Below are 14,273 nucleotides of genomic sequence, written 5' to 3'. Positions count from 1 at the left end.
AACTAACGCTCGCCCCGGATGGTGCGCCGCAGCTTCGGCACCCGCTCGTGCAGAGTCCGCTCCGCACCGCGCTGCGTCGGCTCGTAGTAGTCCCGCCCGACCAGCTCGTCCGGCGGATATTGTTGCGCGAGAACGCCTTCCGGGGCGTTGGGCGGGTACCGGTACCCCTTCGCGTTGCCGAGCTTCTCGGCTCCCGCGTAATGCCCGTCGCGCAGATGCGGCGGCACCGTCCCGATCCGCCCGGACCGGACGTCGCTGAGCGCGGCGTCGATCGAGGTGACGATGGCGTTCGACTTCGGCGCCGTCGCCAGGTGCACGGTCGCCTGCGCCAGCGCGAGACGCCCTTCCGGCATGCCGATGAACTGCACCGCGTGCGACGCCGCGACGGCCGACTGCAGCGCCGTCGGATCGGCCATGCCGATATCCTCGCTCGCGTGCACCACCAGGCGGCGGGCCAGGAACCGCGGGTCCTCCCCCGCTTCGATCATCCGTGCCAGGTAGTGCAGTGCTGCGTCCACATCGGACCCGCGGATCGATTTGATGAACGCGCTGATGACGTCGTAGTGCTGATCGCCGTCCCGGTCGTACCGCACCGCCGCTTTGTCCACTGTGGACTCGACGGTGGCGAGATCGATCGTCTTGGCCTCGGTCGCGCCCGCCGCGTCCGCCGCCGCTTCCAGCGCCGTGAGCGCGCGCCGCGCGTCGCCGGAGGCCAGTCGCACCAGATGGGCCTGCGCGTCCTCGGTCAGGGTGAGTTCGCCGCCGAGACCACGTTCGTCGGCCAGCGCGCGCTCGATCAGCGCGACGATGTCGGCGTCGGTCAGCGGCCGCAACTGCAGCACCAGCGACCGCGAGAGCAGCGGCGAGACGACGGAGAACGACGGGTTCTCCGTGGTGGCCGCCACCAGCAGCACCGTCCGGTCTTCGACGGCGCCGAGCAGGGCGTCCTGCTGGGTCTTGGAGAACCGGTGGACCTCGTCGATGAACAGGACGGTGTTCTCGGCGTTGTAAGCCCGGCGGCGCCGGGCCTCTTCGATGACCCCGCGCACCTCCTTCACCCCTGCCGACAGCGCCGACATCGCCACGAACCGGCGCCCGGTCGCGGCCGAGACGAGGTTCGCCAGCGTGGTCTTGCCCGTCCCTGGCGGGCCGTAGAGCAGCACGGAAGCGGGCGCCGCGCCCTCGACGAGCCGCCGCAACGGCGCGCCCTCGCGCAGCAGGTGCTGCTGACCGACGACCTCGCCGAGCGACCGCGGCCGCATTCGTACCGCCAGCGGCGAGCCCGCGGGTACGGCGACCTCCCTCGGCTCGGCCGGCTCCGGAGGCGGCCCGAGGTCGGGGTTCACGGTGAAGAGTTCGTCCTGTGCCACGGTGTCGACGGTAGCCGTAGCCACCGACGGTTCCGGCCACAGGTCAGCGCAGCCGCTCCCGGAACGAGTGCCACATGATCACGGCCGCGTACGGCACGAACTCGCGCCCTCGCCGCCACACCCACGGCACCCCCTTGAGCACCAGCCAGCCGAGGTGCCCGGCGGTGCTCGGCTCGACGCCTCCCGCGCAGGTCAGGCTGACCGGCCGCGGTACCGCGAACCCGGCCTCGGTGAGCCGTTCGGTGAACCCGGTCGCCAGCATCCGGTGCCCGAGTTCCGACGGGTGCAGCCGGTCGACGCTCCACGAGGTGAGGTCGTAGGCGCCGGGCAGCAGTTCGAGGTCCAGACACGGCACGCCCTCACGCTGGACGACGCCGTCGATGGCGGCGTTCAGTTCGGCCACCCGCTCGCTCAGCGCGCGCCGCAGCGCCTGCGGAAGGCGGAACACCTTGCCGTGGTCGTGGTAGCGCACCGGCACCACGGTGGCGCCGACGGCGGCGAGCGAACGGATCACCTCGGTGAGGTCCGCGGCGATCTTCCCGGCGCTGAAGTCGGGGCGCAGCGTGTCGTTCATGCCCGCCACCACCAGCGCGACGTCCGGACGGTGCGCCACGGCCGCGGGAAGCTGCTTCGTCAGCACGCACCCCACGCGCGCCCCCGCGAACGACGGGTTCAGATAGCCGTCCGGCTCGACGCCCAGCGCCTCGGCGACGAGCGGGCCGACCCCGCGCCAGCCGCCCCGGTCCGGCAGCGGGTCGCCCAGGCCGACGGCGGTGGAATCGCCGAGCACGACCAGTCTGCGAGCGGACCGGGGTACGGCCGGGGCGGGAGGAAGGAGAGGTTCGGGACTCGGAGTGACTTCGACACTGATCACGGTCACGGTAGCCACCATCGGCCACGCAGACTCACCTGCGGTGATGCCTGGGTAACGCGACGAGGACGGTCGAGCGAAAAGTCCGTGCGGCGGTTACCGGAACGCCGGGTAGAACGCGAGGTCCGCGTGCGGCCCCAGCCTGGCCCCGAGCGCCGCGGCGACCCTGGTGGCGTGCTCGGAGATGTCCGTGAGGCGGGCCCGCAGCGAGTGCTTGGCCAGTTCCCGCCACCAGGTGACCAGCGCGGCCTCCCGGCTGATCGGCGTCGCGTGCCTGTCCAGGTCCAGCTCCGGGAGGATCTCCCAGGTGATGACCCACAGCAGGAGCAGCTGACCGTCCATCAGGTGCTCGGCCAGCGCTTCCTCGTCTGCGAGCCCCGGCCAGACCGAGACGACCTCGGCCCGCCAGGCGGCGATCATCGCCTCGCTCATCCCCGGCGGCAGCGCCATCGCTTCCGCGCTCGACGCGAACGGGAGCCGCAGGTACGCCGCGTCCATCAGGGTGCTGCGCACCCGGCCGCGTTCGAAATCGAGGAACCGCACCCCGCCGCTGGTCACGAGGTTGTTGTCCGGGCTGAGATCGACCGGGCTGAACGCGCGGTAGGACGGCGCACCCGCCCGCTCGGCGACCTCCATGACCCGCCGTTGCACCGGCTCCGGGGTCTCGACGTCGAGCAGTTCCTCCAGCAGCCCCGGCAACTGCGCGCAGACCGCGGGCAGCGGCGCGTCCTCGTTCTTGACCGGGCCACCCAGACGGCGCAGCAGCGCGTTGAAGTCGGGCTCCCGGCTCGCCGTGCTCGCGTGCAGCCTGCCCAGCGACCGGGCCCAGGACAACAGCGCGCGTTCGGCGCCGCGCGCGTCACGGGCGTAGAGCTTGTCGTGCAGCGTCGGGACGCCGCCGAGGTCCTCGATCACGAGGACACGATCCCGGCCGTCGTGCGCCAGCAGCTCGGGACACATCCGGTCCTCCGGCGCGAGCGCGGTGAACAGCTGGTAGCTGACCGCCTCCTGCGCGAACGGATCGGGCCGTCCCGGCTCTGCTGGATCGGGGTAGTGCTTGATGACCAGGGTGCGCGGCAGCGCGAACGGCGACGACGCCACCCGCGCCCGCACGACCGTCGCCGGACCACTACCGGCGAGGTCTTCGGGGGCGACGAGGGTGATCGCGCTGCCGAAGCGGCGAGAAAGGACTGACTCACCGGCGGCGACCGCGGCCGCGACGGCGAGGGTTTCGGCTCCAGCTCCGACGGTCGAATCGTCGGCAGAGGAGGTATCGACTGTCATTACCACCGACCCTACTCGTGACTGAGCAACCATGACCACTGAGATCCGGGCAACCGCGCGCACTGGCGCGATCTGGGACTCATCCCCGTGAAAGCGGACGTTCCGTTATCCTCGATCGTTGCTTACGACGGCGAAATGTCAGCACAATGGCCGCAGCTGCAACGATTCCGATGAGATTGACCAGCAGCTGACCGGTGGAATACAGGCACCGGTCCCACTGACCGGCAACCCCGGCGACCACCGCGTATCCGGCGGCGGGCACCGTGGTCACCGAGATGAACACCCCCACGAGCGCGGCGGATTTGGCCGAGGTCATGGAAAGCATTCCCGCCGCGCCGGCGAGCAGCGCCACTATCAGTGACGCGATTCCCACCTGGTAAACGAAATCAACCTCGTGGTTGTCCGCGAGTTTGCTGACTTCGAGCACTCCGGTGGCGTTGCCCACCAGAACCACACCGAGAGTGACCACCATCGCGATCGGGAAGCCGCCGAGCAACGCGATCCCGCCTTGCCGGACGAGATCCCCGCGGCGCAGCACCAGGCCGACGGCCATCGCCGCCAGCGGACCGAATTCCGGCCCCACCACCATCGCGCCGACGATGGTGACCGCCGAGTTCGTGATCACGCCGACCGACGCCAGCAGGCACGCGATGGTCAGGAACGCCTGAAACGTCCAGGTGAGCCGGGACTCTTCCCCGGAGCGGCCGACGAGTTCCTGCCACACCACCGCGTCCGCGGCCTCACCCGGCGCGTCCTCCTCGGCCCTGTCCGCGGCGTCGGACACCGCTGTGTCGAGGGCTTCCAGCGTGATCCCGCCGGTGTGGTCGAGGTCGAGCCCGCACAGCGACTCGATGATCTCGTCGGTCGCCTCGCGGGCGATGTCCGCCTCGATCAGGTCACCCTCGGGCGCGACAGCCACCCCGTGATGCACGACGAGGTGCGCGGTCCCGGGGTGGGCCCGCAGGATCCGGATCGCTTCGTCGGTCCGGTCCGGCGGGCACACGGCCCTGAGGTGGAGCATCAGTTCTTGGCGGGCGGCGCGGGCTTGGCGTCGATGCCCGCCTCCTTGCGCTGTTCCGGCGTGATCGGCGCCGGGGCCGCGGTCAGCGGGTCGAACCCGCCGCCGGTCTTCGGGAACGCGATCACGTCACGCAGCGAATCGGCCTTGGCCAGCAGCATGACGATCCGGTCCCAGCCGAACGCGATGCCGCCGTGCGGCGGCGGGCCGAAGGCGAAGGCGTCGAGCAGGAAGCCGAACTTCTCCTGCGCCTCCTCCTCGCCGAGGCCCATCAGCTCGAAGACCTGCTTCTGCAGTTCCTGCTGGTGGATACGGATCGAGCCGCCGCCGATCTCGTTGCCGTTGCAGACGATGTCGTAGGCGTAGGCCAGCGCGCCGCCGGGGTCGTCGGCGAGTTTGCCGATCCACTCCGGGGTCGGCGAGGTGAAGGCGTGGTGCAGGGCCTTCCACTTGCCACCGCCGACGGCGACGTCGTCGGACTCCTCGGCCGAGATGAACATCGGGAAGTCGACGACCCAGACGAACGACCAGGCGTTCTCGTCGATCAGGCCGAGACGGCTGCCGATTTCGAGCCGGGTGGCGCCGAGCAGCGAACGCGCGTCGGCGGGCTTGCCGGCGGCGAAGAAGACGCAGTCGCCGGGCTTGGCGCCGACGGCTTCGGCGACCGTCTCGCGCTCCTTCTCCGACAGGTTCTTCGCGACCGGCCCGCCGAGCGTGCCGTCCTCGTTCACCAGGATGTAGGCGAGCCCGCGGTGCCCGCGCTGCTTGGCGAAGTCCTGCCAGGCGTCGAGGGTGCGGCGCGGCTGGTCGGCCCCGCCCGCCATGACGACGGCACCGACGTACGGCGCCTGGAACACCCGGAACGGGGTGTCGGCGAAGAACGCCGTCATGTCGGTGAGCTCGAGGTCGAAGCGCAGGTCCGGCTTGTCCGAGCCGTACTTCTCCATCGCCTCGGCGTAGGTGATGCGCTGGAACGGCCGGGGGATCTCGGCGCCGATCAGCTTCCACAGCGAGGTGACGATGTCCTCGCCGAGGGCGATCACGTCGTCCTGCTCGACGAAGCTCATCTCGATGTCGAGCTGGGTGAACTCGGGCTGCCTGTCGGCGCGGAAGTCCTCGTCCCGGTAGCAGCGCGCGATCTGGTAGTACCGCTCGAGCCCGCCGACCATGAGCAGCTGCTTGAACAGCTGCGGCGACTGCGGGAGCGCGTACCAGGAGCCGGGCTTGAGCCGGGCCGGGACCACGAAGTCGCGGGCGCCCTCAGGAGTGGAGCGGGTCATGGTCGGGGTCTCGACCTCGACGAACTCCTGCGCGTGCAGCACCTCGCGGGCGGCGCGGTTGACCTCGCTGCGCAGGCGCATCGCGGCGGCGGGGCCACTGCGGCGCAGGTCGAGGTAGCGGTGCTTGAGGCGCACCTCCTCGCCGACGTCGACCCGGTCGTCGATCGGGAACGGCAGCACGGCGGCCTCGGACAGCACCTCGAGCTCGGTGACCAGCACCTCGATCTCGCCGGTGGGGATCTCGGTGTTGGCGTTGCCGTCCGGCCGCTTCGAGACCTCGCCGACGACGCGGACGCAGTATTCGGAGCGCAGCAGGTGGGCGCGCTCGGCCATCTCGCCCTCGCGGAAGACGATCTGACTCACGCCGCTGGCGTCGCGCAGGTCGATGAAGATGACGCCGCCGTGATCGCGCCGCCGGGCCACCCATCCGGTGAGGGTGACCGTCTGACCGGCGTGCTCGGCACGCAAGGTGCCGGCTTTGTGGGTGCGAAGCACTGCGGGTGCTCTCCTTCGGCATCACGATTCTGCGATTCGACGGCGCTGCGGTTCGACTGCTCTGCGCCGACGTCAAAGGCTAACGAACCGCCCCGGATGCCTCGCGACCAGGTACGAACCGGGCGCCGCTCAGATCGACGGCCAGGCCTCCAGCGCCGCGGCCATCCGCCGCGTGTGCACGAGGTAATCGGGCACCGACAGGACCCGGCCGTCGATGTTCTCCAGCAGCCAGCCCGCGGCCGCCTCCTTCGACGCGAAGAACTGCGTGCAGACCAGCGCCTCGACGTAGTCCTGGCCGAGGGTGAGATCGATGCCGGGCAGCCGTGACGCGGCGACGACGGCGTGCGGCGGGTCGACGCTCAAAACCCTGTCGCGAGTGAAGTGGACACGGACGCGTGCACCGGTCGCCGGGCAGAACGAGTCGGCGTGCACGGGTTCACCGGTGGCGACAGCCAGCAGGAACAGGTCCATCTGGTACCGGTCGGAGGCGGCCTTGCCGACCGGGCCGGGCCGTGAGCCGCGGTCCATCACGACCAGGCCGTCCCGGATGGCGAACCCCATCAGGTCCATCAGCCGGTGGGCTTCGGCGGGGTCCATGCCGACGGTGGCGGCGAGCCTGCCGATGGCGATGGGGTGTCTGCCCGCTCTGGTCAGCTTGGTCGCGGCCCAGGCGATGCGGACAGCGGCGGTGCGATCCGTCCGGGTGGTCAACAGGCACCTCCTCGCCTTCGTCACTCCGAGATTAGGCATGAAAAGGATTTCCGCCAAGTGACTGCGCCGAACGGCCGAATCCGTTGTGCGGTAAGAAGATTCACAGTGCGCGCCGCGAACCGGGAAGACGTTTTCCGTGGTGCACGAAAAGAGACGATCTTTTGGTCGGATGAGGCAAAAGTGACTCCGGCGCCTACTGGATTCCGGCCGTCCCGACGGCACCAGAGGTCAAGGTGGTCGTGAGTGGCAAGTCGCGTTAGAACGTCACTTACCACTCACGACCCACCGGACCGGCTCCTCACAGCAGCTTGAGCTGTTCGGCCGCTGGGGCCGCCTCCTCCGCCGACCGTTGCACGGGCATCGTCACCTGCGTTCGCTCCCCGTCATCGGCACGGGAACCGAAGCCGTGACGGCGCAACAACGGGCCGACGCGGGCCCCCAGCCGCTCCCGATAGGACTTCGGGAGATAGGCGCCGCGCGAGTACAGCTCGCGGTATTTCGGCACCAGTTCCGGATGTTCCCGGCCGAGCCAGCGGGCGAACCATTCCCGCGCGCCCGGCCGCAAATGCAACGGGATGACGGTGACCCGCGTGGCGCCGGCCTCGGCCAGCCGCGAGAACAGGGCGTCGAGCGCCGCCACCGAGTCGGTCAGGTACGGCAGCACCGGGGCGACCAGCACCGAACACGGGAGCCCGGCGTCCCGCGCCTTGCGGATCAGGTCGAGCCTGGCCCGCGGGCTCGGCGTCCCCGGTTCGAGGCGGTGTCGCAGGTCCTCGTCCAGCAGCGCGAGCGAGATCGCCAGCCCGGCGGGCACGTCCTTCGACACCGACTCCAGCAGCGGCAGATCCCTGGCCAGCACGGTCCCCTTGGTCAGGATGGACAGCGGTGTGCCCGAATCCGCGAGCGCGGTGATGATGCGCGGCATCAGCTCGTACCGGCCTTCGGCGCGCTGATACGGGTCGGTGTTCGTGCCCATCGCGACGTGCTCGCGCGTCCAGCTCGGCCGCCGCAGCTGCGCGGCCAGCACCTCGGGCGCGTTGACCTTGACGATCACCTGCGTGTCGAAATCGTGTCCGGCGTCGAAATCCAGGTACGTGTGGGTGTTCCGGGCGAAGCAGTTGTGCGTGACCATGCCGTCGGCGATGAAGTCGCCGGTGCCGGTGGTGATGTCGAACAGCGGCAGCTCGATGCCGAGCGCTTCGATGGACGACACCTTCCGTCTGGTCCGGCCGATGGCGAGCCCGTCGAGCGACCTTTTCCAGGCGACGGCGGGGTCCGCGAGATGGAAGAACCGCAGCTCCTCCGACGGCCCGCCGAGCAGCTGGACCGTCCACAACGGACGAAACTTGACGTTTTCGGTTTTGACGTAGCGGAAGCCGAAGTTGTCGAGAGCGGCGCAGAAGGTCGAGACGATGTCCTGCTCGTCGTGGGTGACGCGCAGCGCGCCGTGCCGGTAGCTCCCGGCGAGGTCGAACAACCCGGCCAGGAATCCCCGCTGCCAGTGGGAATCCGGCGAGGGCGGCACCTGGACGAAGCCGACCGACGCGCCGAAGTCCGGCAGGTACTTGAGCGCGCGGTCCGCGGCGTCCTTCTCGGCCGAGAACCCGCCGGAGCGCAACATCCCGCAGAGGAACCCGGCGCGGTAGCCGAGAGTGTCGTCCGGGGTGCGGGCGAGCTTCCCGACGCCGACGAGTTCGGTGCCCCCGACCAGATGCGGCCGCTGCGCCGCGCCGAAACGGGTGCCGGTGACGTGTTTCCACCCGCGGCCGGTCAGGAACCGGTGGTCGCCACTGGCCACGATGGACGTTCCGTCGTCGAGGGTCACGCGGTAGGCCGGTTTCAGCGTCGACCAGTGCGCCAGCACCTCCGTCGGCACCAGGCGCCTGCCCGCGCCGCGGCCGCGCGTCCCGTAGATCGTGTCGCCGGGCGCCAGGTCCACCAGTGCCTTCGTCCGGCCGTCGGCCATCAAGACCGGCGTCCCGCCTTCGAGGCAGTACGTACACGCGTGCGAGCAGCCGCGGTACGGGTTCACGGTCCATCCGAACGGGACACCCGAACCCTCGGGCACCTTGTTCAGCACCGATTTGGCGTGCACCTCGTGAAAAGTGACGCCGTCGAACCCCGGGGTGCGCACCGAACGCGGCACCCCGTCCATTCCGGGCAGCACCGGCTCGCCGCCGTCCGCCCGCTGTCGTTCCCATCGCACCCGGCCAGTCGAACACATGTTCTAGACAAGTGTCAAACAGGTGTTCGAACGCGGGTGATCTTCGGGGCGAGCTAGAGCTTTTCGATCTCGTCCGTGACATACCCGGCAGGCTGGATGAGACCCGCGCAGCGGCTGTCCCCGCGCGGTGTCGCCGACCGGCGGCGCACCGTCACCGAGTAGAAGTCCTCGCCGCCGCGCACGGTGACCACCCGGGCGTCGGATTCGAGCATCGGCTCCTCCTGGACGGCGAGCACGTCGTCCAAACCGGACAGATCGAGCTGCCGCCGGATCGCGATCTCCGCGAACTGCGCCCACGCCGTCCGGGCGGAGGTCCGGCCGCGAAGCCGCTCCGGCTCGACCTGGCCGCGCAGGGCCGCCTTGGCGACCAGCGCCGCCTCGGCCGGATTGAGCTGGCCGTGCAGGAAGCCGTCCGGGACGACGAGGAGGTTTCCCGCCCAGCGGTCGCCGCCGACGTGGCTGACCTCCCAGGAGCGGCCCGGATGGTTGGCGTTGAGCGCCGAAGCCAGCGGACGGCCGAGCACCGCGCAGCACATGTCCTTGGTGCCGTGCGTGCAGACCAGGAACAGCGGTCCGTCCACTCGCGTGCCGAGCCCGCCGACACCGTCCGCGACCGCTTCGAGGTCCAGCTCGGCCAGTTCGCTCAGGTCGTGGATCTCCAGGCGTTCCAGCCAGCGGTTGCCCGGTTCGCCCCCGCCGACGTACACGGAGCGGGGGCGATCCGGGTCTCGCTGGTGCTTGCCGGGGCGGCGGATCAGCAGCGGACGGAGCCCATGGGACCGTCTCAAGTTCTCGAGCGGCTCGCGGCGCTCGGCGGGGAAGGCCTCGTCGAGCAGGTTCTCCAGCGCGTCCGCGGGCCAGGGGCCCGGCTGCTCGATGAGCAGCCAGCAGCGCATGTCGGCCGCGGTGCCGGCGGGACTCGCGCCCAGCATGCGCGCGACGGTCGCGCAGCCCGGCAACGCGGCGGGCTGCGCCGAACCATCAGACGCGGAGGTGTCCGAGAGCTGAGCGGTCATCGGCTGACCCCTCCGGACTTGACCTTAGGCATGCCTTAGCTTACCCCGTCCAGGCTCCCTTCACACTTGTCCTCCCCTGTGAGATTCAGCCGATAGAGAGAAGCCCCTGCGTGGTGAGCTCACCGAGGAAGGCCCGCACGGTCCCCCCATCGAGTTCGGACAGCTCGGCGAGTCGCTTGACCGCCTGCGGCGTGCCGTCGAGCAGCGTCTTCAGCAGCGGGGCCGCCGCGCCCGCGAAAACGAACCGCTTACCGTCCGCGAGCAGGGTCACCCGGTCGTCGGCTTCTTCGAGCACCGCCCGCGGGACGAGGAACCGGACCTCGGTCTCGTCGCCGTCCGGCAGCAGGCCGCGCGTCGCCGCCCAGGGCAGCCCGACCCGCGGATGCGCCGGAGCCGACGAGTCACGTTCGGCGAGGAACCTGTCGACGACGTCGCCGGTCAGCGCGGATTCCAGTTCCGCGCGCAGGGCGGCGGCACGGGCCGAGCGGTCCTCCTCCGTCCCGAACCTCGGGAGGTCCTGGCGGAACGCGGTACTCGACCGCAGCTTGTCGGCGAGCCAGGACACCAGGTCGATCCCGGTGGCCGGGCTGAACCCGAGCGTGAGGTGCAGCGACATCTCCCCCACCGCGGTGACGTCGTGCCAGTGCCCGCGCGGGACATAGAGGACGTCGCCGTCTTCGAGGACGAAGTCGTCGATCGGCTCGCCGGGCCGCTCGGGCTGCTCGACGTCGCGGTGCAGCGGAGCGGGCCTGGTCGGGCCGTGCATCCGCCAGCGTTTGCGGCCGGCGACCTGGATGATGAACGCGTCGTGGTCGTCCCAGTGCACGTCGAAGCCGTGGGTCACACCCCAGCCCGCGTACAGGTTGACCTGGACGCTCTCGCGGAGGTCGTGTTCGAGGCCCCTGGCGAGATCGCCGATCGGGTCGCTGAGTTCCTGGATGGCGTCGAGCACCATCGTCGCGCCGCCGCGGAGGTGCTCGGTGAACGGAGCGGCCCGCAGGCGGGGGACGGTGCCACTGCGGCGCGTGGGGACGAGATCGGTGTAGCTCTCCATGGGCACCGGGGTGCCGTCGAGAGCCAGGCGCAGCCTCGGGAACTCCAGGCGATGCTGCCGGAGGATCGCGTTCAGCGCCGGCCACGGCAGCAGGTCGGCGAACCGGCCCGCGCGGCCTTCGAAACGGCGGTAAGTCTCGCCCTGGACGTCTTGGAAGAACTGGCTGACCCCGAGCGGAGCCACGAGGTCAGCCAGCGTCGGCGTTTCGGGCACTCAGCCGTCGTTACCGTCGTTGTCGGCGGCCGCGCCGTTGGCCTTCCCGCGATCCACCGCGGTCGGGATCTTCTCGACCTCCAGCAGCAAACCGCTGTCGGGAGCCTGCGTACCTGACTGTTCCTGTGCCATCCTGCCACCTTTTCTCAGACGAGCGGACGGACCGAAAATCGGCCTGGAGCGCCGCCAAGCGTACGACACGTTTCGAGAAAATTCACTGCCCAGCAGGGAAAAACGGCCCGGTGAGCGATCTTCGACACCGTGGCGGTAGTTCACCCGGACAGCGGTTCTAAGCTGCCATCCATGGCTGATGCGGCATCCTTCACCCGACCGCGATGGGACGTGCTCGCGGCCGTCGGTGCGGGTGGCGCGCTGGGCAGCCTCGCCCGCTACGGCCTGTCGGTCGCACTCCCCCATTCCCGGGGCCAATTCGCGCTTTCGACCTTCGCCACCAACGTTTCCGGCTGCCTGCTGATCGGTGTCCTGATGGCCGTGCTGGGCGCTACGGCCGACCCGCACCGGCTGCTGCGGCCGTTCCTCGGGGTCGGGATCCTGGGCGGCTACACCACGTTCTCGACCTATGCGACGGACACACTCGATCTCGTGACGAACGGGCGTCCGTTCACCGGGTTGGGGTACGCCTTCGGCACGGTGGCGGCCGCGCTGGTAGCGGTCTACGCCGGGCACGAGATCACCCGGGCGGTGACGAAATGACCGCCCTTTTCGTCGCACTGGGTGGCGGCCTCGGCGCGATCCTGCGCTTCGTGACCGATCTGCGGGTGCGGGCGTGGCGCGGTGCCGCCTTCCCGTGGGGCACGCTGACGGTCAACATCGCGGGCTCGGCGATCCTCGGGGTGCTCACCGGCTGGGCGCTGCACGGCGGCGAACCGGACAGTGTCCGCTCACTGCTGGCCGTCGGGTTCTGCGGCGGGCTCACGACGTTCTCGACCTTCGGGTACGAAACGCTGCGCCTGTTCACCGAGAAGGCGCGGGCACGCGCCGTGCTGAACGTCGGCGTCACGATGGTCGCCGGGATCGGCGCCGCGGCGGCCGGGCTCCTGCTCGCCGCCGCCGTCTGGCACTGAATCAGTCTTCGGGCGTCATCCGCCACACGGCCGCCGCGATCGCCTCGCGCTGCTCGTCCGGAAGACCGGCCGCCATCTCCTCCAGCTTCTCGACGACGCCTTCGTGAGCGGCTTTCGCGAGCCGGAGCCCCTCTTCCGTCAGCGTGATCTTGAGGGCGCGCCGATCGCAGGAATCCGCGACCCGCTCGACGAGCGCACGCCGCTGCACCCGGTCCACCAGGCCGGTGACGCTGGATTTCTCCAGGTTCAGCATCTTGCCGAGCTCGGTCATCCCGACGCCCGTCTCCCCCTGCGCGAGCACGCAGAGCAGCTGCGCCTGCTGCGGCGTGAGGTCGTGGGACCGGCCGACGTCGATGAAAGCCCGCTGCACCAGATGCGAAAGCCGCACCAGCGCGGTCGCGAATCCGAGGTCTTCGGCCGTGGTCATGTCCTCAGTCTACTTGACGATGGTTCGGAGTACGAACTACTATAGTTCGCAGTACCAACATTACGTATTACGAACTAGGGGAACTCATGAGCACGACCGTGGCCGTCATCGGCGGGGGATACGGCGGCACGACCGTCGCCAAGGAACTGGACTCGTTCACCGACGTCGTCCTCGTCGAACCGCGCGAGGACTTCGTCCACCACGTCGCCGCGTTGCGCGGCCTCGTCGATCCCGAGTGGACGGATCGGCTGTTCTACCCGTACGCCCGGCTTCTCGAGCGGGGGCGGGTGCTGCGCGATCGCGCAGTGAGCGTGGACCAGGACGGCGTCACGCTCGCGTCGGGCGAACGGCTCACGCCGGATTACGTCGTCCTGGCGACAGGCTCGGCGTACCCGTTCCCGGCGAAGATCGACTTCCAGGACAGCGCTTCGGCGAAGGCGAAGATCCGCGCCACCCGGGAAGAACTCGCGGGAGCGGGGAAGGTGCTGCTGCTCGGCGCGGGCCCTGTCGGCCTCGAACTGGCGGGCGAGATCAAGGCGGTGTGGCCGGAGAAGGCCGTGACGATCGTCGACCCGGCGAAGGAGATCCTGGACGGCTTCCCGGACGAGTTTCGCGAGGAGATCCGGCGCCAGCTCGGCGAACTGGGCGTCGAACTCCTGCTCGGCACTTCGCTGACCGAGCCGCCGGCCTCGGAACCGGGACAGACGAAGACGTTCACCTCGGGTCTCACCGGCGGCGGCGAGGTGACCGCCGACCTGTGGTTCCAGTGCTACGGCGGCGCGCCGCACACCGCGTACCTCGACGGCTCCCTCGCCTCCGCGCGGCAGCCGAACGGTCAGGTGGAGGTGACCGCCGACCTGCGGCTACCGGGACAGCCGCGGGTGTTCGCGCTCGGCGACATCACCGCGCTGCCGGAGGGGAAACTGGCGAAGGTGGCCGGTGACCACGCGGAGGTCGTGGTCGCCAACATCCGGGCGCTGATCGAGGGCGGCGACCTGCGGACCCACACCCCGGGCGGGCCGATGATCTCGCTGCCGCTCGGGCCGTCCGGGGGCGCGACCTACGCCGAGGAGGTGGGGATCCTGGACGCGGCGACGACCGCGGAGATCAAGGGGTCGCACATGATGGTGTCGCGGTACGAGGAGCTGTTCGGGGGCGTACAGGGCTCGTGAGTGGCGTTTCGTGCTCTAACCCGAACCGCCACTCACGACCAGTTCGGCCGAGT

At 70.0% G+C, this 14,273-nt stretch carries 14 protein-coding genes; 3 read left to right on the top strand and 11 right to left on the bottom strand.

All coding sequences use genetic code 11. The annotated features are described in order from the left end of the window. Positions 1-2: 2 nt before the first annotated feature. From ACFOSH_RS06365 to ACFOSH_RS06320, 10 genes are all read right to left on the bottom strand, one after another. Complete coding sequence (locus ACFOSH_RS06365; protein WP_378237748.1) at positions 3-1,370, bottom strand: replication-associated recombination protein A; 1,368 nt, start codon at positions 1,368-1,370, stop codon at positions 3-5. A 43-nt stretch (positions 1,371-1,413) separates the two neighbouring features. Next, a complete protein-coding gene (locus ACFOSH_RS06360) occupies positions 1,414-2,262 on the bottom strand; it encodes an SGNH/GDSL hydrolase family protein (protein WP_378237747.1) in 849 nt (282 codons plus the stop codon). Positions 2,263-2,337: 75 nt separating this feature from the next. Then, the gene (locus tag ACFOSH_RS06355; protein ID WP_378237746.1) at positions 2,338-3,525 is read right to left on the bottom strand and encodes a phosphotransferase; all 1,188 of its coding nucleotides are present in this window, start codon (positions 3,523-3,525) and stop codon (positions 2,338-2,340) included. A 79-nt stretch (positions 3,526-3,604) separates the two neighbouring features. Beyond that, positions 3,605-4,546 (bottom strand): DUF389 domain-containing protein, encoded by a 942-nt coding sequence (locus ACFOSH_RS06350; protein WP_378237745.1) that lies wholly within the window; start codon positions 4,544-4,546, stop codon positions 3,605-3,607. Then, the gene (aspS, locus tag ACFOSH_RS06345; protein WP_378237743.1) at positions 4,546-6,318 is read right to left on the bottom strand and encodes an aspartate--tRNA ligase; all 1,773 of its coding nucleotides are present in this window, start codon (positions 6,316-6,318) and stop codon (positions 4,546-4,548) included. The genes ACFOSH_RS06350 and aspS overlap by 1 nt, the downstream gene beginning before the upstream one ends. Before the next feature lie 129 nt (positions 6,319-6,447). Beyond that, on the bottom strand, positions 6,448-7,029 hold the full coding sequence (merB, locus tag ACFOSH_RS06340) for an organomercurial lyase (RefSeq protein WP_378237742.1): 582 nt from the start codon (positions 7,027-7,029) through the stop codon (positions 6,448-6,450). Positions 7,030-7,327: 298 nt separating this feature from the next. Beyond that, entirely contained in the window at positions 7,328-9,235 is a 1,908-nt protein-coding gene (locus ACFOSH_RS06335; RefSeq protein ID WP_378237741.1) for an intein-containing Rv2578c family radical SAM protein, read from the bottom strand. A 71-nt stretch (positions 9,236-9,306) separates the two neighbouring features. Next, entirely contained in the window at positions 9,307-10,269 is a 963-nt protein-coding gene (locus tag ACFOSH_RS06330; RefSeq protein ID WP_378237739.1) for a sucrase ferredoxin, read from the bottom strand. 85 nt (positions 10,270-10,354) lie between these two features. Continuing rightward, positions 10,355-11,536 carry a cupin domain-containing protein gene (locus ACFOSH_RS06325; RefSeq protein WP_378237738.1) on the bottom strand — a complete coding sequence of 394 codons (1,182 nt, stop codon included), beginning with the start codon at positions 11,534-11,536 and terminating at the stop codon, positions 10,355-10,357. Then, a complete protein-coding gene (locus ACFOSH_RS06320) occupies positions 11,537-11,668 on the bottom strand; it encodes a hypothetical protein (protein ID WP_005157133.1) in 132 nt (43 codons plus the stop codon). 171 nt (positions 11,669-11,839) lie between these two features. On the opposite strand from ACFOSH_RS06320, the gene crcB (ACFOSH_RS06315) reads away from it, so the two are divergent. Beyond that, positions 11,840-12,250, top strand: coding sequence for a fluoride efflux transporter CrcB (gene crcB, locus ACFOSH_RS06315; RefSeq protein ID WP_378237737.1), 411 nt, complete (start codon positions 11,840-11,842; stop codon positions 12,248-12,250). Continuing rightward, on the top strand, positions 12,247-12,621 hold the full coding sequence (gene crcB, locus ACFOSH_RS06310; protein WP_378237736.1) for a fluoride efflux transporter CrcB: 375 nt from the start codon (positions 12,247-12,249) through the stop codon (positions 12,619-12,621). The genes crcB (ACFOSH_RS06315) and crcB (ACFOSH_RS06310) overlap by 4 nt, the downstream gene beginning before the upstream one ends. Position 12,622: 1 nt before the next feature. Here the strand turns inward: crcB (ACFOSH_RS06310) and ACFOSH_RS06305 are convergent, their stop codons facing one another. Beyond that, positions 12,623-13,048 (bottom strand): MarR family winged helix-turn-helix transcriptional regulator, encoded by a 426-nt coding sequence (locus tag ACFOSH_RS06305; protein ID WP_378237735.1) that lies wholly within the window; start codon positions 13,046-13,048, stop codon positions 12,623-12,625. Positions 13,049-13,134: 86 nt separating this feature from the next. Here ACFOSH_RS06305 and ACFOSH_RS06300 point away from each other — a divergent pair, with 86 nt between their 5' ends. Further along, complete coding sequence (locus ACFOSH_RS06300) at positions 13,135-14,220, top strand: NAD(P)/FAD-dependent oxidoreductase (RefSeq protein ID WP_378237733.1); 1,086 nt, start codon at positions 13,135-13,137, stop codon at positions 14,218-14,220. Positions 14,221-14,273: the final 53 nt, after the last annotated feature.

It is taken from the genome of Amycolatopsis speibonae, assembly GCF_042647925.1.
Taxonomy (GTDB): Bacteria; Actinomycetota; Actinomycetes; order Mycobacteriales; family Pseudonocardiaceae; genus Amycolatopsis; species Amycolatopsis speibonae.
Note: the sequence above shows the minus strand (reverse complement) of the source record. Positions and strands in the feature narration are given on the sequence as shown.

Coding starts and splice junctions, on each gene's coding strand:
- ACFOSH_RS06350 (WP_378237745.1), bottom strand. CDS start 4,546: ATGCTCCACCTCAGGGCCGTGTGCCCGCCGGACCGGACCGACGAAGCG.
- ACFOSH_RS06300 (WP_378237733.1), top strand. CDS start 13,135: ATGAGCACGACCGTGGCCGTCATCGGCGGGGGATACGGCGGCACGACC.
- crcB (WP_378237736.1), top strand. CDS start 12,247: ATGACCGCCCTTTTCGTCGCACTGGGTGGCGGCCTCGGCGCGATCCTG.
- ACFOSH_RS06355 (WP_378237746.1), bottom strand. CDS start 3,525: ATGACAGTCGATACCTCCTCTGCCGACGATTCGACCGTCGGAGCTGGA.
- ACFOSH_RS06305 (WP_378237735.1), bottom strand. CDS start 13,048: ATGACCACGGCCGAAGACCTCGGATTCGCGACCGCGCTGGTGCGGCTT.
- ACFOSH_RS06320 (WP_005157133.1), bottom strand. CDS start 11,668: ATGGCACAGGAACAGTCAGGTACGCAGGCTCCCGACAGCGGTTTGCTG.
- ACFOSH_RS06330 (WP_378237739.1), bottom strand. CDS start 10,269: ATGACCGCTCAGCTCTCGGACACCTCCGCGTCTGATGGTTCGGCGCAG.
- ACFOSH_RS06360 (WP_378237747.1), bottom strand. CDS start 2,262: ATGGTGGCTACCGTGACCGTGATCAGTGTCGAAGTCACTCCGAGTCCC.
- crcB (WP_378237737.1), top strand. CDS start 11,840: ATGGCTGATGCGGCATCCTTCACCCGACCGCGATGGGACGTGCTCGCG.